Source organism: Oleiphilus sp. HI0086 (genome assembly GCF_001635225.1).
On the sequence record NZ_LWFZ01001204.1, the window covers coordinates 1 to 18,291 of the forward strand.

General features: G+C 44.5%; 29 protein-coding genes. 28 read left to right on the plus strand and 1 reads right to left on the minus strand.

The annotated features are described in order from the left end of the window. The 24 genes from rplB to rplQ all read left to right on the plus strand — a co-directional run. On the plus strand, nt 1-321 hold a 321-nt coding region (rplB, locus tag A3756_RS20940), incomplete at its 5' end, for a 50S ribosomal protein L2 (RefSeq protein WP_068554542.1). 20 nt (nt 322-341) lie between these two features. Further along, nucleotides 342-617, plus strand: coding sequence for a 30S ribosomal protein S19 (rpsS, locus tag A3756_RS20945; protein WP_068508516.1), 276 nt, complete (start codon nt 342-344; stop codon nt 615-617). Nucleotides 618-629: 12 nt separating this feature from the next. Next, complete coding sequence (gene rplV / locus A3756_RS20950; RefSeq protein ID WP_368664608.1) at nt 630-968, plus strand: 50S ribosomal protein L22; 339 nt, start codon at nt 630-632, stop codon at nt 966-968. An 11-nt stretch (nt 969-979) separates the two neighbouring features. Next, nucleotides 980-1,663, plus strand: a complete 684-nt coding sequence (gene rpsC, locus A3756_RS20955) for a 30S ribosomal protein S3 (RefSeq protein ID WP_068508520.1) — start codon at nt 980-982, stop codon at nt 1,661-1,663. Between the two features lie 11 nt (nt 1,664-1,674). Next, nucleotides 1,675-2,088, plus strand: coding sequence for a 50S ribosomal protein L16 (gene rplP, locus A3756_RS20960; protein WP_068508522.1), 414 nt, complete (start codon nt 1,675-1,677; stop codon nt 2,086-2,088). Continuing rightward, a complete protein-coding gene (gene rpmC, locus A3756_RS20965) occupies nt 2,088-2,279 on the plus strand; it encodes a 50S ribosomal protein L29 (protein WP_068508532.1) in 192 nt (63 codons plus the stop codon). The genes rplP and rpmC overlap by 1 nt, the downstream gene beginning before the upstream one ends. A gap of 2 nt (nt 2,280-2,281) precedes the next feature. After that, nucleotides 2,282-2,551: a 30S ribosomal protein S17 gene (gene rpsQ / locus A3756_RS20970; protein ID WP_068508559.1), complete on the plus strand. Its 270-nt coding sequence runs from the start codon at nt 2,282-2,284 to the stop codon at nt 2,549-2,551. A 26-nt stretch (nt 2,552-2,577) separates the two neighbouring features. Further along, nucleotides 2,578-2,946, plus strand: coding sequence for a 50S ribosomal protein L14 (gene rplN / locus A3756_RS20975; protein WP_068508534.1), 369 nt, complete (start codon nt 2,578-2,580; stop codon nt 2,944-2,946). 16 nt (nt 2,947-2,962) lie between these two features. Continuing rightward, nucleotides 2,963-3,280 (plus strand): 50S ribosomal protein L24, encoded by a 318-nt coding sequence (gene rplX / locus A3756_RS20980; RefSeq protein ID WP_068508536.1) that lies wholly within the window; start codon nt 2,963-2,965, stop codon nt 3,278-3,280. Nucleotides 3,281-3,294: 14 nt separating this feature from the next. Next, complete coding sequence (gene rplE / locus A3756_RS20985; protein WP_068508538.1) at nt 3,295-3,834, plus strand: 50S ribosomal protein L5; 540 nt, start codon at nt 3,295-3,297, stop codon at nt 3,832-3,834. 12 nt (nt 3,835-3,846) lie between these two features. After that, nucleotides 3,847-4,152: a 30S ribosomal protein S14 gene (gene rpsN, locus A3756_RS20990; RefSeq protein ID WP_068508540.1), complete on the plus strand. Its 306-nt coding sequence runs from the start codon at nt 3,847-3,849 to the stop codon at nt 4,150-4,152. Between the two features lie 101 nt (nt 4,153-4,253). Continuing rightward, nucleotides 4,254-4,646, plus strand: a complete 393-nt coding sequence (gene rpsH, locus A3756_RS20995; RefSeq protein WP_068508541.1) for a 30S ribosomal protein S8 — start codon at nt 4,254-4,256, stop codon at nt 4,644-4,646. A 9-nt stretch (nt 4,647-4,655) separates the two neighbouring features. Further along, entirely contained in the window at nt 4,656-5,189 is a 534-nt protein-coding gene (gene rplF, locus A3756_RS21000) for a 50S ribosomal protein L6 (RefSeq protein ID WP_068508542.1), read from the plus strand. Between the two features lie 8 nt (nt 5,190-5,197). Then, complete coding sequence (gene rplR, locus A3756_RS21005) at nt 5,198-5,548, plus strand: 50S ribosomal protein L18 (protein ID WP_068508543.1); 351 nt, start codon at nt 5,198-5,200, stop codon at nt 5,546-5,548. 11 nt (nt 5,549-5,559) lie between these two features. Further along, a complete protein-coding gene (gene rpsE, locus A3756_RS21010) occupies nt 5,560-6,060 on the plus strand; it encodes a 30S ribosomal protein S5 (protein ID WP_068508544.1) in 501 nt (166 codons plus the stop codon). 4 nt (nt 6,061-6,064) lie between these two features. Then, complete coding sequence (gene rpmD, locus A3756_RS21015) at nt 6,065-6,250, plus strand: 50S ribosomal protein L30 (protein WP_068508545.1); 186 nt, start codon at nt 6,065-6,067, stop codon at nt 6,248-6,250. A 1-nt stretch (nt 6,251) separates the two neighbouring features. Continuing rightward, nucleotides 6,252-6,686, plus strand: coding sequence for a 50S ribosomal protein L15 (gene rplO / locus A3756_RS21020; protein ID WP_068508547.1), 435 nt, complete (start codon nt 6,252-6,254; stop codon nt 6,684-6,686). A 5-nt stretch (nt 6,687-6,691) separates the two neighbouring features. Next, complete coding sequence (secY, locus tag A3756_RS21025; protein ID WP_068508549.1) at nt 6,692-8,023, plus strand: preprotein translocase subunit SecY; 1,332 nt, start codon at nt 6,692-6,694, stop codon at nt 8,021-8,023. A 37-nt stretch (nt 8,024-8,060) separates the two neighbouring features. Further along, on the plus strand, nt 8,061-8,174 hold the full coding sequence (rpmJ, locus tag A3756_RS26235; RefSeq protein ID WP_082865410.1) for a 50S ribosomal protein L36: 114 nt from the start codon (nt 8,061-8,063) through the stop codon (nt 8,172-8,174). A gap of 146 nt (nt 8,175-8,320) precedes the next feature. Next, nucleotides 8,321-8,677, plus strand: a complete 357-nt coding sequence (gene rpsM, locus A3756_RS21030; RefSeq protein WP_068508551.1) for a 30S ribosomal protein S13 — start codon at nt 8,321-8,323, stop codon at nt 8,675-8,677. Nucleotides 8,678-8,689: 12 nt separating this feature from the next. Continuing rightward, entirely contained in the window at nt 8,690-9,079 is a 390-nt protein-coding gene (gene rpsK / locus A3756_RS21035; protein ID WP_068508553.1) for a 30S ribosomal protein S11, read from the plus strand. 11 nt (nt 9,080-9,090) lie between these two features. Next, nucleotides 9,091-9,711, plus strand: coding sequence for a 30S ribosomal protein S4 (rpsD, locus tag A3756_RS21040; RefSeq protein ID WP_068508558.1), 621 nt, complete (start codon nt 9,091-9,093; stop codon nt 9,709-9,711). Between the two features lie 35 nt (nt 9,712-9,746). Continuing rightward, on the plus strand, nt 9,747-10,751 hold the full coding sequence (gene rpoA / locus A3756_RS21045) for a DNA-directed RNA polymerase subunit alpha (protein WP_068554544.1): 1,005 nt from the start codon (nt 9,747-9,749) through the stop codon (nt 10,749-10,751). A gap of 35 nt (nt 10,752-10,786) precedes the next feature. Next, nucleotides 10,787-11,176 (plus strand): 50S ribosomal protein L17, encoded by a 390-nt coding sequence (gene rplQ / locus A3756_RS21050; RefSeq protein ID WP_068511128.1) that lies wholly within the window; start codon nt 10,787-10,789, stop codon nt 11,174-11,176. 289 nt (nt 11,177-11,465) lie between these two features. Here rplQ and uvrA read toward each other — a convergent pair whose 3' ends face one another. Next, the gene (gene uvrA, locus A3756_RS21055) at nt 11,466-14,300 is read right to left on the minus strand and encodes an excinuclease ABC subunit UvrA (RefSeq protein WP_068554546.1); all 2,835 of its coding nucleotides are present in this window, start codon (nt 14,298-14,300) and stop codon (nt 11,466-11,468) included. 166 nt (nt 14,301-14,466) lie between these two features. Here uvrA and A3756_RS21060 point away from each other — a divergent pair, with 166 nt between their 5' ends. The 4 genes from A3756_RS21060 (at nt 14,467) to A3756_RS21075 (ending at nt 18,277) form a co-directional block, all read left to right on the plus strand. After that, nucleotides 14,467-15,843: an MFS transporter gene (locus tag A3756_RS21060; RefSeq protein WP_231872100.1), complete on the plus strand. Its 1,377-nt coding sequence runs from the start codon at nt 14,467-14,469 to the stop codon at nt 15,841-15,843. Nucleotides 15,844-15,892: 49 nt separating this feature from the next. Beyond that, entirely contained in the window at nt 15,893-16,489 is a 597-nt protein-coding gene (ssb, locus tag A3756_RS21065) for a single-stranded DNA-binding protein (protein ID WP_068554548.1), read from the plus strand. Nucleotides 16,490-16,582: 93 nt separating this feature from the next. Beyond that, on the plus strand, nt 16,583-17,545 hold the full coding sequence (locus tag A3756_RS21070) for an aspartyl/asparaginyl beta-hydroxylase domain-containing protein (protein WP_068554550.1): 963 nt from the start codon (nt 16,583-16,585) through the stop codon (nt 17,543-17,545). A 171-nt stretch (nt 17,546-17,716) separates the two neighbouring features. Beyond that, the gene (locus tag A3756_RS21075) at nt 17,717-18,277 is read left to right on the plus strand and encodes a cytochrome b (RefSeq protein ID WP_368664607.1); all 561 of its coding nucleotides are present in this window, start codon (nt 17,717-17,719) and stop codon (nt 18,275-18,277) included. The last annotated feature ends 14 nt before the right edge of the window (nt 18,278-18,291 follow it).

An 18,291-nucleotide genomic window follows, 5' to 3' on the forward strand; every position in this document is an offset into this window, starting at 1 on the left:
GCTTATGCAACTCTTCGTTTGCGTTCTGGTGAAATGCGTAAGGTTCTTGTTGAATGTCGAGCTACTTTGGGTGAGGTTTCAAACAGTGAGCACAGCCTACGGCAATTAGGTAAAGCGGGTGCATCACGTTGGCGCGGTATTCGACCAACGGTGCGTGGTGTTGTTATGAACCCAGTTGACCACCCACATGGTGGTGGTGAAGGGCGAACCTCTGGTGGTCGTCACCCTGTTACTCCTTGGGGTGTACCTACTAAAGGCTATAAAACTCGCAAGAACAAACGCACTGACAAGATGATAGTACGTCGTCGGTCGGCTAAGTAATTAACTAAGAGGGTTACGCTGTGCCACGTTCTTTGAAAAAAGGTCCATTTATAGACCTTCATTTATTGAAGAAAGTAGAAACGGCTCTGGAAAAAGGTGACAAGAAACCAATTAAGACTTGGTCTCGTCGTTCAACTGTTTTTCCTGAGATGGTAGGCCTGACTATTGCGGTTCATAACGGACGTCAACACGTTCCTGTTTATGTAACCGAAGATATGGTTGGTCATAAATTAGGTGAATTTGCTGCAACGCGTACTTATCGGGGTCATGATGCCGATAAGAAAGCGAAGCGATAATTCTGAGAGGATATTGAGATGGAAGTAGCTGCAAAGCATAGAGGTGCTCGTCTATCTGCTCAGAAGGCACGTTTGGTAGCAGATCAGATCCGAGGAAAGGGTGTAGAAGAGGCGTTGGAAGTTTTAACTTTCAGCACTAAGAAAGCTGCAGCCCTTATGAAGAAAGTGTTGGAGTCGGCTATCGCAAATGCAGAGCATAACGATGGTTTGGACGTAGATGAGCTTAAAGTTTCAACAGTATTTGTTGATGAAGGCCCAACTATGAAACGAATCCGACCACGTGCGAAAGGTCGTGCTGATAGAATATTCAAGCGCACCTGTCATATCACGGTCAAAGTGGCCGATAACTAGGAGATACTAAGATGGGTCAGAAAGTACATCCTACTGGTATCAGACTGGGTATTGTGAAAGACCACAACTCCGTTTGGTATGCAGAGAAAGGTGATTACGCTAAGTACTTGCTAAACGACATTCAGGTACGTGAGTATTTGATGAAAAAGCTTGAAAGAGCGTCAGTTAGCAAGATCACTATCGAGCGACCAGCTCAGAACGCTCGTGTGACAATTCACACTGCGCGTCCTGGTATCGTAATCGGTAAGAAAGGCGAAGATGTTGAAAAGCTTCGCAAAGAGATTGGCGAAATGATGGGGATTCCGGTTCACATCAATATCGAGGAAATTCGTAAGCCAGACTTGGATGCTAAGTTGGTTGCTGCAGGTGTAGCTAGCCAATTGGAACGTCGTGTTATGTTCCGTCGTGCAATGAAGCGTGCAGTTCAAAATGCAATGCGTCAAGGTGCGAAGGGTATCAAGATACAGCTTGGTGGTCGTTTGGGTGGTGCTGAGATAGCTAGAAGTGAATGGTATCGTGAAGGTCGTGTGCCTCTACATACATTGCGTGCAGACGTTGATTACTCAACGCATGAGGCAAATACCACTTACGGCATTATTGGCGTTAAAGTTTGGATCTTCAAGGGCGAGATTCTGGGTGGTATCGAACAGGTACGTGCTGAGAAGAAAGCTACCAAGAAGAAAGCTGCTAAGTAAGGGGCCAAGTAATGCTACAACCAAAACGTACCAAATTTAGAAAAATGCAGAAAGGCCGTAACCGCGGTCTGGCTCAGCGCGGTGCAAAGATAAGCTTCGGCGAATATGGTCTTAAGTGTACCGATCGCGGGCGTATTACTGCACGACAGATTGAGGCGGCTCGTCGTACGATCTCTCGAAAAGTTAAGCGTGGTGGTAAGATCTGGATCCGAATTTTTCCTGACAAGCCGATTACGCAAAAGCCTTTAGAAGTTCGTCAAGGTAAAGGTAAAGGTAGTGTTGAATATTGGGTTGCCCAGGTTCAGCCAGGTCGAGTTTTATTCGAAATTGAAGGTGTGCCGGAAGAGCTGGCGCGTGAAGCATTCGCTCTTGCAGCTGCAAAATTACCTGTTTCGACAACCTTTGTTGAAAGGACGGTGATGTAATGAAAGCAAGTGAATTAACAAGTAAGTCTGTAGACGAGTTGAATCAGGATCTTCTTGGTTTGCTTAAAGAGCAGTTTAACTTGCGTCTACGCAAGTCTACTGGTCAGTTGAATCAGTCTCATTTACTTCGTCAGAATAGACGCGACATTGCACGCATTAAAACTGTATTGACGCAAAAGGCAGGTGAATGATTATGACTGATACTGCACAGAACACAGCTCGTACCTTAAATGGTAAAGTTGTTAGTAACAAAATGGATAAGTCAATCACTGTGATGATTGAGCGTCGTGTAAAGCATCCAATCTACGGTAAGTACGTTAAGCGTTCTACCAAGGTACATGCTCACGATGAGAATAACGAATGCAACATCGGCGATGTAGTAACAATTCAAGAGACGCGTCCTCTTTCGAAGACAAAGTCTTTCACGTTACTAAACATCGATGAAAAAGCATCTAACGTTTAACCCCTGGTAAGGTTTGGAGAACAACGATGATTCAGACGGAAAGTATGCTAGATGTGGCCGATAACAGCGGTGCGCGTCGAGTAATGTGTATTAAAGTGCTGGGTGGTTCACATCGTCGTTATGCACGAATTGGTGATGTAATTAAAGTCACTGTAAAAGAAGCTATACCTCGCGGCAAAGTCAAAAAAGGCGATGTCATGAGTGCTGTGGTAGTGCGTACGCGTAGTGGTGTACGTCGCCCAGATGGCTCTTTAATTAAATTCGATGGTAACGCTGCTGTGTTGTTAAACGCTAGTGATGCACCGATTGGAACTCGTATTTTTGGTCCTGTAACTCGTGAGTTGCGCGGCGATAAGTACATGAAAATTATTTCTTTAGCACCTGAAGTGCTTTAAGGACGAGAGGCCGGTTATGAAAAAGATCAAACGTGACGATGAAGTGATTGTCATAGCAGGCAAGGACAACGGTAAGCGTGGTAAAGTTAATCGTGTGATGAAGGATGGCCGTTTGGTCGTTTCTGGAATCAACATGATTAAGCGCCACACTAAGCCTAACCCAATGCTGGGTACGCCAGGTGGCATTGTTGAGAAAGAAGCGCCAATTCAGGCTTCTAATGTTGCGATTTTTAATCCAACAACCAACAAAGCAGACCGTGTAGGCTTCAAAGTCCTTGAAGATGGCAAGAAGGTACGTGTATTCAAATCTAACGACGAGCTCGTAGATAAGTAGGCAGGTAATAAACCATGGCAAATATGAAAGAAGTTTATAAAAGCGAAGTGGTACCTGCACTGCAAAAAGAGTTCGATTACAAGAGCATAATGCAAGTACCGAAAATTGAGAAAATTACCCTTAATATGGGTGTTGGCGAAGCGCTAGCAGACAAAAAAATGCTAGAGAACGCAATCGCTGATCTTGAGAAATTAGCTGGCCAAAAGCCAGTGACTACAAAAGCTCGTAAGTCAGTAGCTGGCTTTAAAGTTCGTGAAGGTTATCCGATCGGCTGTAAAGTTACTTTACGTGGCGAGCGTATGTGGGAATTTTTCGAGCGTTTAGTTGGTATCGCTATTCCGCGTATCCGCGACTTCCGAGGTCTAAACTCGAAGTCATTTGACGGACGTGGTAATTATTCAATGGGTGTTAAAGAGCAAATCATATTCCCAGAGATTGATTACGACAAAGTCGATAAGATTCGTGGTCTAGACATTACTATTACTACATCTGCTGCAACGGATGATGAGGGTCGAGCTTTGCTTCGCGCTTTCAACTTCCCGTTCAAAAAATAAGGGTAAGAAGCAATGGCTAAGATCTCAATGAAGCAGCGCGAACTAAAGCGCGAAAAAACAGTAGCCAAGTATGCTGAGAAGCGTGCGGAGCTAAAAGCAATTATCTCTAACCAAAATACTTCTGATGAAGATCGTTGGGAAGCTCAGAAACAATTGCAAAAGCTACCGCGTAACGCTAGTCCAAGCAGACTTAGAAATCGCTGTCAAGTGACAGGTCGACCACATGGCGTATACCGCAAGTTCAAACTTTCACGAATTAAATTGCGTGAACAGGGAATGAGTGGTAATGTGCCCGGCCTGAAAAAAGCAAGCTGGTAATACCAGTAAAGAAACGTTGGTAAGTACCATAACAAGCTGGTGGGGTTTCCTTCCGGCTTGTTTTTGATACTGCACAACTAAAAAGACTAGGAGTTCATACGATGAGTATGCAAGATACGCTTGCGGATATGTTCACACGTATTCGTAATGCACAGATGGCTGAGAAGCAATCTGTCACAATGCCTTCTTCTAAAATGAAGGTGTCAGTACTAGAAGTATTAAAGTCAGAAGGTTTCATCGAAGGCTTTAACACTGATGGTCAGGTAAAAGCACAGGTAACTGTTGATCTTAAGTATTTCGAAGGCAAGCCAGTCATCGAAGAAATTAAGAGAGCTAGCCGTCCAGGTCTACGCCAGTTTAAAGGTAAAGACGAGCTGCCAAGCATTCGCGGTGGTTTGGGTGTTGCCATTATTTCAACTTCGCAAGGTGTGATGACCGACCGAGCTGCGCGTAATGCCGGCATTGGTGGCGAAGTAATCTGCACAGTTTTCTAGGAGAAGGGCATGTCTAGGGTTGCTAATAGTCCAGTTCAGCTTCCTTCCGGTGTAGAAGTTAAGCTAACTGAGCAAGAAATTGAAGTAAAGGGCGGTAAAGGCACTTTATCTTTGGATCTTAATTCTGTTGTTACTGTAACGCAGGAAGGTTCAGAAATTAAATTTGCTGCTAAAAATGGCAGCAAGTTCTCACGAGCGATGTCTGGTACGACTCGCGCGTTGGTAAACAACATGGTTACTGGTGTAAGTACTGGCTTCCAGAAAAAGCTACAGCTAATCGGTGTTGGTTATCGTGTACAGATGCAGGGCAAGAAACTAAATCTGTCATTGGGTTTTTCTCACCCAGTCGAATACGAGCTTCCTGAAGGTATTAAAGCTGAAGCTCCATCACAGACCGAGATTGTTTTGTCAGGCGCTGACAAACAGTTGCTAGGTCAGGTTGCTGCTGAAATTCGTGCTTTCCGTCCGCCAGAGCCTTACAAAGGTAAGGGTGTACGCTTTGCTGACGAACATGTCAGACGCAAAGAAGCTAAGAAGAAATAGGTGAAGCTATGAGCATTAAGAAAGAATCAAGACTACGTAGAGCGAAAAAAACTCGCTTTAAGTTAAAAGCTTTGGGTGAGACCCGACTTACAGTTCATCGTACACCTAAGCATATCTACGCACAGATTATTTCAGGTGAAGGAAACAAGGTTTTAGCCTCTGCTTCTACTCTGGATAAAGATCTTCGCGGCGAAGGTACAGGTAACATTGACGCGGCTACTAAAGTTGGTGCTTTGATCGCTGAGCGAGCAAAGACAGCTGGTGTTTCAAGAGTAGCATTTGATCGTGCTGGTTTTAAATATCACGGTCGTGTAAAGGCATTGGCTGACGCTGCGCGTGAAGCCGGATTAGAGTTCTAAGGGGCATTACGATGAGCGTAGAAGACAAAAACGGTCCAGAGCTACAGGAAAAACTTGTACAAGTTAACCGTGTAGCAAAAGTTGTTAAAGGTGGTCGAATCTTCGGTTTCACAGCACTAACTGTTGTTGGTGATGGTGCAGGTCGTGTAGGTTTCGGTCGTGGTAAAGCGCGTGAAGTTCCAATCGCTATTCAAAAAGCAATGGATGCAGCTCGCAAGAATATGGTTGACGTACCTCTTAGCGGTACAACCTTGCAATATCCTGTAACTGCAAAGCATAGTGGCTCTAAGGTCTATATGCAGCCTGCTTCAGATGGTACTGGTATCATCGCTGGCGGCGCAATGCGCGCAGTGCTAGAAGTCGCAGGGATTCAAAACGTACTTGCTAAGTGCTACGGCTCTACAAACCCAGTTAACGTTGTTCGCGCAACAGTTAAAGGTTTGAGTGCAATGAAGTCACCAGAAGACGTTGCTGCTAAGCGCGGCAAGTCTGTAGACGAAATTACAGGATAAGGTCATGGCTAAGAAAACAATACAGGTTACATTGTACCGTAGCCCGATTGGTCGCTTACCTGCTCATAGAGCGTGTGTTACCGGTCTTGGTCTACGTAAGATTGGTCAGACTGTAGAGCTGGAAGATACACCTTCAGTTCGCGGTATGGCTAACAAAGTTAACTACATGGTTAGGATTGAAGGAGAATAAAATGCGTCTTAATTCAATAAGTCCAGCTCCTGGATCAAAGCCTACAGCTCGACGTGTAGGTCGCGGTATTGGTAGTGGTTTTGGTAAAACTTGTGGTCGTGGCCACAAGGGTTTGAAGTCTCGTTCTGGCGGTTCTGTAGCGCCAGGTTTCGAGGGTGGTCAGCAACCTCTAGCACGCCGACTTCCAAAGTTCGGTTTCAGTTCACGTCAAGCTAAGTACTCTGCTGAAATTCGTTTGAACGAATTAGCAGCTGTCGAAGCTGATGTTATCGACTTGGATGCGTTGAAAAACGCAAACTTGGTTCGTCGTGATGCTAAGCAGGCTAAAGTTATTTTGTCGGGCGAGTTATCTAAAGCAGTTACTATTCAAGGTTTGAAAGTAACTAAAGGTGCTCGTGAAGCAATTACTGCTGCTGGCGGAAAGGTAGAGGATTAATACCCATGGCGAAGTCAAACGCATTGCCTTCGGGCGTAGGTAAAGGTTTTGCAGAACTCAAATCAAGATTATGGTTTGTGTTCGCTGCAATCCTGGTTTATCGAGTTGGTGCGCACATTCCAGTGCCAGGCATCAACCCAGAGAGACTAGCCGCGCTATTCGAGCAAAACCAAGGTACTATTTTGAGCTTGTTTAACATGTTCTCTGGTGGTGCATTGGAGCGAATGAGTATCTTCGCCTTGGGAATCATGCCCTATATTTCTGCATCGATCATTATGCAGTTGTTAACTGCTGTAAGCCCTACTCTTGAACAGCTTAAGAAAGAAGGCGAAGCGGGTCGTAGAAAGATTAGTCAGTATACGCGTTATGGCACAGTTGCTTTAGCGTTGATACAGGCTTCAGGTATGTCGGTAGGTCTTGCCTCTCAAGGTGTGACCTTCACTGATAGCTTTAGTTTCTACTTCCTTGCGATCTCTACATTTGTTTGTGGTGCTGTCTTCCTTATGTGGTTGGGAGAGCAGATTACAGAGCGTGGTATTGGTAACGGTATTTCCTTGTTGATATTTGCAGGGATTGTCGCGGGTTTACCAGGTGCGTTCGGTCAGTCGTTTGAAGCTGCAAGGCAGGGAGAATTAAATATCCTTGCATTGTTAGGTATTGGTGTATTCGCAGTTGCTATCGTTGCCTTCGTCGTGTTTATCGAACGAGGTCAAAGACGCATCACTGTTAATTATGCAAAAAGACAACAGGCACGTGGTGGTTACTCTCAGCAGTCAAGCCATTTGCCGCTTAAAGTTAATATGGCTGGCGTAATCCCGCCTATATTTGCTTCGAGTATATTGTTGTTTCCTGCTTCAATGGGGCAGTGGTTCGGACAGAGCGAGGGCATGGAGTGGTTAGCTAATGTTTCTCAAGCGCTTGGGCCGAGTCAGCCTCTGTATGTTATTTTGTTTGCCATTGCAGTCGTCTTCTTCTGCTTCTTTTATACAGCGTTAATGTATAACCCAAAAGAAGTTGCAGATAACCTTAAGAAGTCTGGTGCTTTCGTTCCGGGTATTCGTCCAGGGGCGCAGACCGCAAACTATATCGATAGCGTACTGACACGTTTGACAATCTTCGGTGCAGCCTATATTGCCGCAGTTTCTTTGTTGCCGCAGTTTTTGGTTGTTTGGGCAAATGTTCCATTCTATTTCGGTGGTACATCCCTGTTGATCGTTGTGGTCGTAGTCATGGATTTCATGGCGCAAGTTCAGTCTCATTTAATGTCCCATCAATATGAGTCACTGATGAAAAAATCGAACCTTAAAGGTTACGGTAATGGTGGGATGCAGCGTTAATCGCGAAGAGTTGAAAATTTAGTTTTTGGAGTAGCATATGAAAGTTCGTGCTTCGGTAAAGAAAATCTGCCGTAACTGTAAAATTATTAGAAGAAATGGCTCTGTAAGAGTTATTTGTCAAGAGCCTCGTCATAAGCAACGCCAAGGTTAATTGGTGTTGTATGAAAAGTGTGCTGCATATAGCTTGATTTATATTTAATCAGGCTGTATGATTTGCGCCCTTTTTATCAGACGGTAACTAAACAGTAGCGTAGAGCATTTGCTCAATTTAGCTACCAATTAAGCGGAGTAAGATGGATGGCACGTATAGCCGGTGTCAATATACCCGACAATAAACACGCAGTAATTTCTCTGACTTACATCTTTGGTGTAGGCAGAACTACTGCACAAAAAATATGCGATGCAACGGGTATAGCCCGTACTGCTAAAGTTAGCACGCTATCTGAAGAGCAGTTAGAAATATTGCGTTCTGAGGTCAATAACTTGACCGTAGAAGGCGATTTGCGTCGTGAACTTCAAATGAATATTAAACGGTTGAAGGACCTGGGTTGTTATCGTGGTCTTCGTCATCGTCACAGCTTGCCTGTGCGCGGTCAGCGAAGCAAAACGAACGCACGTACCCGTAAGGGCCCTCGTAAACCAATTCGTAAATAATAGGAATTCGTAATGGCAAAGCCAGGTACACGTACCCGTAAAAAGGTGAAAAAGACTGTTGTTGATGGTATGGCTCATATCCATGCATCATTCAACAATACTATCGTTACCATTACTGACCGCCAAGGCAACGCTCTATCTTGGGCAACTGCTGGTGGATCAGGTTTCCGTGGTTCGCGAAAAAGTACACCTTTTGCTGCGCAGGTAGCAGCTGAAAGAGCCGGTAATGCGGCTGCTGAATACGGCCTTAAGAACTTAGAAGTTCAAGTTAAGGGTCCTGGACCAGGACGCGAGTCCGCTGTTCGCGCTTTAAACGCTTGTGGTTATAAAATCACAAATATCACGGATGTGACACCTATTCCACACAATGGTTGTCGCCCACCTAAGAAACGTCGCGTTTAGAGGATTAGCAAATGGCTCGTTATATTGGACCAAAATGTAAACTGTCACGCCGTGAAGGTACTGACTTATTTTTGAAAAGTGGCGCTAAAGCGCTAGATTCAAAGTGTAACTTAGAAACTGCTCCAGGTATGCACGGTGCTCGTCGCGGACGTTTGTCTGAATACGGTACCCAGTTACGAGAGAAGCAGAAAGTTCGCCGTCTATACGGTGTTCTTGAAAAACAGTTTCGTGGCTACTATAAAGAAGCTGCACGCCGTAAAGGCGCTACAGGTGAAAACTTGCTTCAGTTGCTGGAACAACGCCTTGATAATGTTGTATATCGTATGGGCTACGGTTCTACTCGCGCAGAATCACGTCAGCTTGTATCCCACAAGGCAATCGTTGTTAACGATCAGGTAGTGAATATCGCATCTTACCAAGTTAAAGCTGGTGATGTTGTTGCTGTTCGCGAAAAAGCTAAGAACCAATTGCGTGTTAAAAACGCTGTTGAGTTAGCAGCTAATCGCGGGGCAGTTGAGTGGATCGACGTAGATACCAATAAACTCACAGGAACTTTTAAAGCTGTTCCTGAGCGTTCAGAGCTACCTTCGGACATCAACGAGAATCTAATTGTTGAGCTTTACTCTAAGTAATCTCATCGGATACAACATAAGGTATAGGGGCATATATGCAGCGTTCAGTTAATGAATTCTTGAATCCACGAAACATTGAAGTTCAAGGTTTAAGCGCAACACATGCAAAAGTTATTCTAGAGCCATTAGAGCGAGGTTTCGGCCATACGCTTGGTAGCGCATTAAGAAGAATTCTTTTGTCATCAATGCCGGGTTGTGCAGTTGTAGAAGCAGAAATCGAAGGTGTATTGCATGAGTACAGCGCAATCGAAGGTGTTCAAGAGGATGTTATTGAGATCCTTTTGAACCTTAAAGGTTTGGCTATAAACATGCACTCACGCGATGAAGCTAGTTTGACGCTTACTAAGAAGGGGCCAGGCCCAGTCTTGGCTAGTGACATTCAGTTGGATCATGACGTTGAAATCATGAATCCGGATCATGTTATTTGCAACCTTAGCGACAATGGTGATATCACTATGACGCTACGTGTTGGTCGCGGTCGTGGCTATGAGCCAGCTGACCAGCGTGGTAATAATGATGATGAAACACGCGCAATCGGTCGTTTGCAGTTGGATGCGTCATATAGTCCGGTTTCGCGAGTTGCATACTCTGTTGAGAATGCGCGAGTTGAGCAACGTACTGACCTCGATAAGCTTGTAATTGATCTTGAAACTAACGGTACTATTGATCCTGAGGATTCAATCCGCCGTGCAGCTACAATTCTTCAGCAACAACTTGCTGTATTCGTTGATTTCGATAACGAAAAAGAAGTAGTTCAAGAAGAGGAAGAGGAAGAAGTCGATCCAATCCTGCTTCGTCCAGTAGATGATCTAGAGCTAACCGTTCGTTCTGCGAATTGTTTGAAAGCAGAGAATATTTACTACATTGGTGACCTAATTCAACGTACTGAGGTTGAACTGCTAAAAACGCCTAATTTGGGTAAGAAGTCTCTTACAGAAATTAAGGATGTGCTAGCATCTCGTGGTCTTTCATTAGGTATGCGTCTTGAAAACTGGCCTCCAGCTAGTTTGAAAGGTGATGACCGAGTACTGGGTGGCTAAGTCATCCTCGGTTTGAATAGGTAAGGAATTATAAAATGCGTCATCGTAAAAGTGGTCGTAAACTTAATAGAAATAGCTCGCACAGAAAAGCCATGTTCAAAAATATGGCAGCTTCTCTTGTTGAGCATGAGTTAATCAAAACAACTTTGCCAAAAGCTAAAGAGCTACGTCGTGTAGCTGAGCCTTTGATTACGTTAGCGAAGAACGATACAGTTGCAAATCGCCGTTTGGCTTTTGCTCGTACTCGTGACAATGCTGTTGTAGCGAAATTGTTTAATGAGCTTGGTCCTCGTTACCAAGATCGCCCAGGTGGTTATATCCGCATTCTAAAATGTGGTTTCCGTTCTGGTGATGCAGCGCCAATGGCGTTCGTTGAGCTAGTTGACCGCCCAGTGGTTGAAGCCTTCGAGGATGACGACGAGTAGGTCTATTACTCACCGTCGTAAAAAAACCAGCCTAGTGCTGGTTTTTTTGTATCTGGAATAAATAAGGCTAAAGGCCCGTAGGCCTTGCAGAGTATTGATAAACCCCGGTATTTTATATCGAGGTTTTGTTTTGCATAAATCGTTTAAAAAACAACCTCAAAATAGGTCGATTTTTTAAATCTTTTAGTAGTTTACAGTGAAAAAAACTATTTCATTCACGTAGAAGCGCGTCCTAAAAAGTACGCCGAGGTTTGTCAGCAGTCTGAAAGGCCCGTAGGCCTTGTTTTGTTTATTTCCTGGCCAGTATTGGCTTTAAGAATTGTCCAGTAAATGAACCATCGACCTCTGAGACATGCTCAGGACTTCCTGTTGCAACGATTTGACCGCCTTTCGAACCGCCTTCTGGTCCTAGGTCTACTATCCAGTCAGCAGTTTTTATGACATCTAGATTGTGCTCGATTACGACAATCGTATTGCCGTGATCTCTAAGCCTGTTAAGAACAGTCAGTAATTGCTGGATATCATAGAAGTGCAAGCCAGTAGTTGGTTCGTCAAGGATGTAGAGGGTTTTACCTGTATCTCGCTTGGAAAGCTCTTTAGCTAGTTTGACACGCTGGGCTTCGCCGCCAGATAGTGTAATCGCACTTTGACCAAGTCTGATATACGACAGGCCAACATCCATTAAGGTCTGAAGCTTTCGGGCAATAAAGGGAACCGCGTCAAAGAATTCACGCGCATCTTCGATAGTAAGGTCCAGAACTTCGTGGATATTCTTCCCTTTATAGGTGATATCTAGTGTTTCCCTGTTGTATCGCTTGCTCTTACAAACATCACAAGGGACATAGACATCAGGTAGAAAGTGCATTTCTACTTTTGTGACGCCATCACCCTGACAGGCCTCACAGCGGCCACCCTTAACATTGAAGCTAAAGCGGCCTGGTTTATATCCACGAGACCTTGCCTCGTGAGTGCCAGCAAATAACTCTCTGATAGGTGTAAACAGTCCTGTATAGGTCGCGGGGTTTGATCTTGGGGTGCGTCCGATCGGGCTCTGATTAATATCGATAACTTTATCGAAAAAGTGCATGCCGTGAATGGCTTCGTGCTCTGCTGCATTTAAGGTCGTGGCATTATTTAGTTCAGTCGCCGCTAAGGGGTAAAGCGTTGAGTTGATCAGGGTTGACTTACCAGAGCCTGAAACACCAGTAATGCAGGTAAATAAGCCAACTGGAATTTCAAGTGTAACGTTTTCAAGGTTATTTCCCTTGGCGCCTTGCAGAATGAGTTGTTTGTTCTTATTTGGTTTATGGCGTTCATCCGGGATTTCAATTCGTTTGCTGCCACACAGATATTGGCCGGTTAGGGATGCAGGGTTCGACATAACTTCATCAGGTGTACCTTCGGCGACGATCTCGCCACCATGTATTCCAGCCCCCGGGCCGATATCAATGACGTGATCGGCAAGTCTGATAGCATCTTCGTCGTGTTCAACAACGATTACAGTATTACCTAGCTCTTTGAGATGAGTGAGTGTTTTTAAGAGGCGATCATTGTCCCGTTGGTGAAGTCCGATCGATGGTTCATCCAGAATATACATGACGCCCACAAGCCCGGCGCCAATCTGGCTTGCTAGCCGTATTCTTTGGGCTTCGCCGCCGGATAATGTGTCGGCACTACGTTCCAGATTTAGATAATCTAGGCCTACGTTCACTAGAAACTCCAATCGTAAGCGGATCTCTTTTAGAATCTTGTCAGCTATTTCTCCTCGTTGACCGCTAAGTTCTAGGTTTTCGAAATAATCCAAAGCAGTACCAATGGGGAGCTTGGCTAAGTCGGGTAGTGAGTCTTTGTCTATGTAAACATGCCGCGATGCTTGCTTTAAGCGGGTGCCATGGCAGCTTGGGCAAGGTTGGTTGTTTAGGTACTTGGCAAGATCTTCCCGAACCATATTTGATTCGGTTTCTCGATAGCGTCTTTCGATGTTAGGGATGACGCCCTCAAAAACGTGTGAGCGCTGTACGCTGTCGCCACGACTATTGACATAGGTGAAGGATATTTCTTCTTCTTGGCTTCCGTACAATAGGATTTGTTTAAAGCTATCAGGCAGCTCTTCATAGGTCTGCGAGATGTCGACATTATAGTGTTCGGCAACATTACTTAAGAGTTGAAAGTAGTAGATTGTGCGTCGATCCCAACCTCTAATTGCGCCTTCTGCAAGTGTCAGGCTAGGGTTGTGTACGATTCTTTCAGGATCAAAAAACTGATTAACGCCTAAGCCATCACAGGAGCTACAGGCACCGGCAGGATTGTTAAAAGAGAACATACGAGGCTCAAGCTCACTAATCGCATAACCACAATGTGGGCAGGCAAATCGTGAAGAGAAAATGATTTCATCCTGGCTGTCGTCTTCCCCCATTGGGGCAACAACTGCAATGCCATCTGTAAGAGCAAGGCATGTCTCAAAGGATTCTGCAATACGTTGTTGGATATCGTTGCGAACCTTAAAGCGGTCAACGACCACCTCAATGGTGTGCTTTTTATTCTTCTCAAGCTTAGGCGTGTCATCGAGGTCAGTAATAATGCCGTCAATTCGGGCGCGAATGAATCCCTGGCTCAAGAGATCTTGGAAGACATGAAGATGTTCGCCTTTACGGTTTTGGACAATTGGGGCGAGCAGCATAAGCCTGCTTTCTTCAGGAAGCTCAAGCACTTTATCAACCATCTGGCTAACAGTTTGCGCATTGAGTGGTGCGTCATGCTCTGGGCATCGAGGTTCGCCTGCGCGAGCGAATAATAGTCTCAGGTAATCGTAGATCTCAGTAATCGTACCGACAGTAGATCGTGGATTGTGAGAGGTGGATTTTTGCTCGATGGATATGGCTGGAGAAAGACCTTCAATATGGTCGACTTCAGGTTTGTCCATCATCGACAGGAATTGACGAGCGTAAGTCGACAGAGACTCGACATAACGTCGCTGGCCTTCAGCATAAAGCGTGTCAAAGGCGAGCGATGATTTACCGGAGCCAGATAAACCGGTTATTACGATTAGCTTATCACGAGGAATTGTAAGGTCGATATTTTTTAGGTTGTGTGTTTTTGCGCCACGAACGAGGATCTTATCCATTAATCTACTAACCGATGCTTAAAAACGGTCGATTATAGCAATTTAGACGCTAACTTGTATGACATATTACGCTAATGGGGTGTAAGCGCTCATTAGTACTTATTAGACCTGTATTGCGATTCCTTGCAGTGGGTCTTAATGATAGAATGGCTGCCCGAATAATTTGATGAATGTATACAAAATAATGACTGCTAGTGAAAAGCGCTCGGTAATTTCTTTAGCTCTTTTATATGCTTCGCGTATGCTTGGCTTGTTTATGGTTTTGCCGGTTTTTGTTTTATATGGGCAGGAGCTAGCCGGGTCGAGTGAAATTCTAATTGGTGTTGCTATTGGTGCTTATGGTTTGAGCCAGGCGCTGTTCCAAGTTCCCTTTGGTGCACTGTCTGACCGATTTGGTCGCAAAAAACTGATTTTCTTCGGGCTGCTCCTATTTCTCATTGGCAGTTTGGTCGCGGCACTTTCAACGACAATTTACGGTGTGATATTTGGCCGATTCCTTCAGGGGGCAGGGGCAATTGCCAGTGTCTTGATGGCTTTGCTAAGTGATTTAACGAGTGAAGAGAGCCGCACCAAATCGATGGCAATTATTGGTATGTCTATTGGTGTATCTTTTTCTGTTGCCTTGGTTATAGGGCCTTTAGTGGGAAGTGTTCTTGGGCTTCAGGGGATTTTCTGGTTTACTGCTGTGTTGGCACTGTTCGGAATGTTCTGGCTGTACTTCTTTGTGCCGAATCCTGTTCAGAGTGCATCCGACAGGAATACCCGTTTGTTCAAGAGCCAGTTAATGGACGTCTTAAAACATAAAGAGCTAGTTCGCCTTGATATCGGCATTTTTGCACTTCACCTTTGCCTGACAGCTTTGTTTATAGCTGTCCCCATGTCATTGCTTAACAAAATTAATATGCCGGGCGAGGATCATTGGCTGGTCTATCTAACAGTGATGGTGACATCATTTTTCGCAATGGTTCCTTTTATTATCATTGGTGAAAAGAAGCAGAAAATGAAGCCGGTTTTTTTATTCGCAATTCTGCTTCTTCTGGCTTCGTCACTGAGTTTTAGTTTGACTCAGAACCAGTTTTTATATTTCTGGCTTAGCTTGTTTTTTTACTTTATGGCTTTTAACTTGCTCGAAGCGAGTTTGCCTTCTTTGGTCAGTAAGATTTGTCCGGCTGGAAGCAAAGGAACGGCGATGGGGGTTTATTCAACTTGCCAGTTCTTTGGTGCCTTTGTTGGGGGGGTGTTAGGTGGTTGGGTTCTAAGTAGCTATGATGAGTCAGGCGTTTATCTGCTGGTAAGTATTGTTTGTCTTGGCTGGTTTCTATTTGCTCGCGGCATGGCTAACCCAAGCTCTGAAACAGGTATGACCTTAAGTTTCTCAGCTTTGGCAGACTCTCAGGCTCAGGAAATAACCGATAGGCTTAGCTCAGTGGGAGGTGTTGAAGAGGTTGTTTTGGTGCCTGAAGATAAGGTGGCTTATCTCAAAGTAATCAAAGGTAAACTAAATCAGCAGGAGCTGGATTCGGTTATGGAATGCTATCGTTAAGCATGAGACAATAATTAGATTAGAGCAAAAAATAATTCGGGGAAAGGTAATGGCAAGAGGTATAAACAAAGTAATTTTGATCGGTAATTTAGGGCAAGATCCTGATGCGCGCATGACGGCGCAAGGTTCAGCGGTCACAAACCTGAATATTGCTACGGATGAAAGTTATAAAGATAAAAACAGTGGACAGATGGTGCCAAAAACGGAGTGGCATCGTGTTGTTATGTTTAATCGTTTAGCTGAAATTGCAAAAGATTATCTGCGTAAAGGCTCTAAAGTCTATATCGAAGGTAAGTTGCAGACCAGAAAGTGGCAAGATCAAAGCGGACAAGACCGCTATACCACCGAGATTGTTGCGAACGAACTGCAGATGCTAGATAGTAAGCAGGGTGGATTTGATCAGCCGCAAGCAGCCACGCAAGGCGGGTATCAGACACAGCCTGCTCCTCAAGCAGCACCACAAGCACAGGCTGCACCGCAGGGCTATGCGCAGCCACAGCAGGCGGCGCCGGTTCAACAAGGCTATCAGCGCGCGCCACAACAGGGCGGCCAGGCTTATACTCAGGCAGCGCCTCAAGCCGCTCCGCAAAGCGCTCCAGCAATGGCGCCTCCTAGTGATGATTTTGATGATGATATTCCGTTCTAATTCACAGTATATTTAGTTTTGTAGATTTAAATTCTACAAAGAGCCCCTTGAGGTGTTATCTTTCAGGCTTATATGTAGATAAGGTCGGTACCGATGAGCCTTGCTCTGTTAGTAATTCTTCTCGTTGTGGCACTGAGTACAGTCAGCTGTGTATATGTGTATAACTATCGAGGAGAGGTGCGCTATAAGAATCTTCGCGAATATCTCCGGAAAGCTTGGCCAATTTTTGCTCCTCTCAATTGTTTTCTGTATGTGTCGACCAAGCGAAATTATCGTAAACCGATTGTTAATATTGATGATTTTGCTGAGCTTCAGTCCCTTACTGACAAGTGGGAACTCGTGCGTGAAGAGGCGGAGAGTCTTAGAGAGCAGGGTTACTTTGAGAAGACAACCAAAGAAGGCTCTGCATCGTACTATGATGTTGGCTTTAGAACCTTCTATAAGCATGGTTGGAGTAAATTCTATGTCAACTGGTATGGTTACACGCATGAATCTGCAAAGAAGCTATGCCCTAATACAGTTGAGCTGCTAAAAAACATTCCTTCAGTAAACGGTGCAATGTTTACTTTGTTGCCTCCAGGCTCAGAGTTGACTCGCCACTGCGATCCCATTGCCTGCTCATACCGGTATCAGCTTGGGCTATCTACACCTAACTCAGATGCCTGTTTTATCAATATTGATGGCAAAAGCTATTCTTGGAGGGATGGTGAGGCATTTTGTTTTGATGAAACTTATATTCACTATGTGAACAACAATACCGAAGACTATCGACTGATTCTAATGTTTGATGTTGAGCGTCCAATGAATATATTTGGTCGAGGGATTAACTGGGTATACAAGCTCTTGGCACGCGCAACTTTAGTGCCTAATACATCGATAGATCGCCAAGGTTTTTTTAACCGCCTATTCAGCACTGTTACACCTTTTCTTGAATGGTCGAAGGCCTTTAAAAAGCGGAATCGCCCGCTTTATAAAAGGCTTCAGTTTGTTTTTAACTCGCTGTTGCTGTTAATTCTGCTATTAATTATCGCTACGCCGTTTATTATCTTCTCATAACTAGTTTCCATACTCGCTATGATATAAAACTCTCTTGTTTCTAGAATAAGAGCGCGCACCCCAATTTACTCTGTGTGCAATTATGCACAACGCTTCTGCATATTTTATATTTCCGCACAAGTGTCCTTGATCTATAGTGACATCATTGTTTCTTCTGTTTAGCAGGAATGTGTGATGATCCGGAATACAGTAAGTTCTTACGGTTTGGTGGCTATTATAATTCATTGGCTCATGGCTGTTAGTATATTCTTCCTCTTTGGCTTGGGTTTATACATGGTTGAGCTCAGCTATTATGATTCCTGGTATAAGGGCTCTTTGGATCTGCATAAAAGTATTGGTGTATGTCTGCTCTTGGCGCTCATATTTCGAGTCATTTGGCGCACTATTAACATTGTTCCACAACCCGAGGTAAGTGGGCGTAAAGGTGAGGCGTTCGAGCACAAGGTGGCGCACCTAGTGCATCTAATGTTATATATTCTTATGTTTCTGATAATGAGTAGTGGTTATCTTATTTCTACTGCTGACGGTCGAGGTGTAGGCGTGTTCGAGTTGTTTGATGTGCCAGCACTACCTTCTTTGATCGAGAACCAGGAAGATATAGCAGGCGAAATTCATTTTTATCTCGCCTGGACTTTGATTGTTTTGGTAATACTTCATGTGGCAGGTGCCTTAAAACACCATTTTATTGATAAAGATACAACCTTGGTCAAAATGTTACGGTCGGGGAAATAAGTCTCAAATCCAAC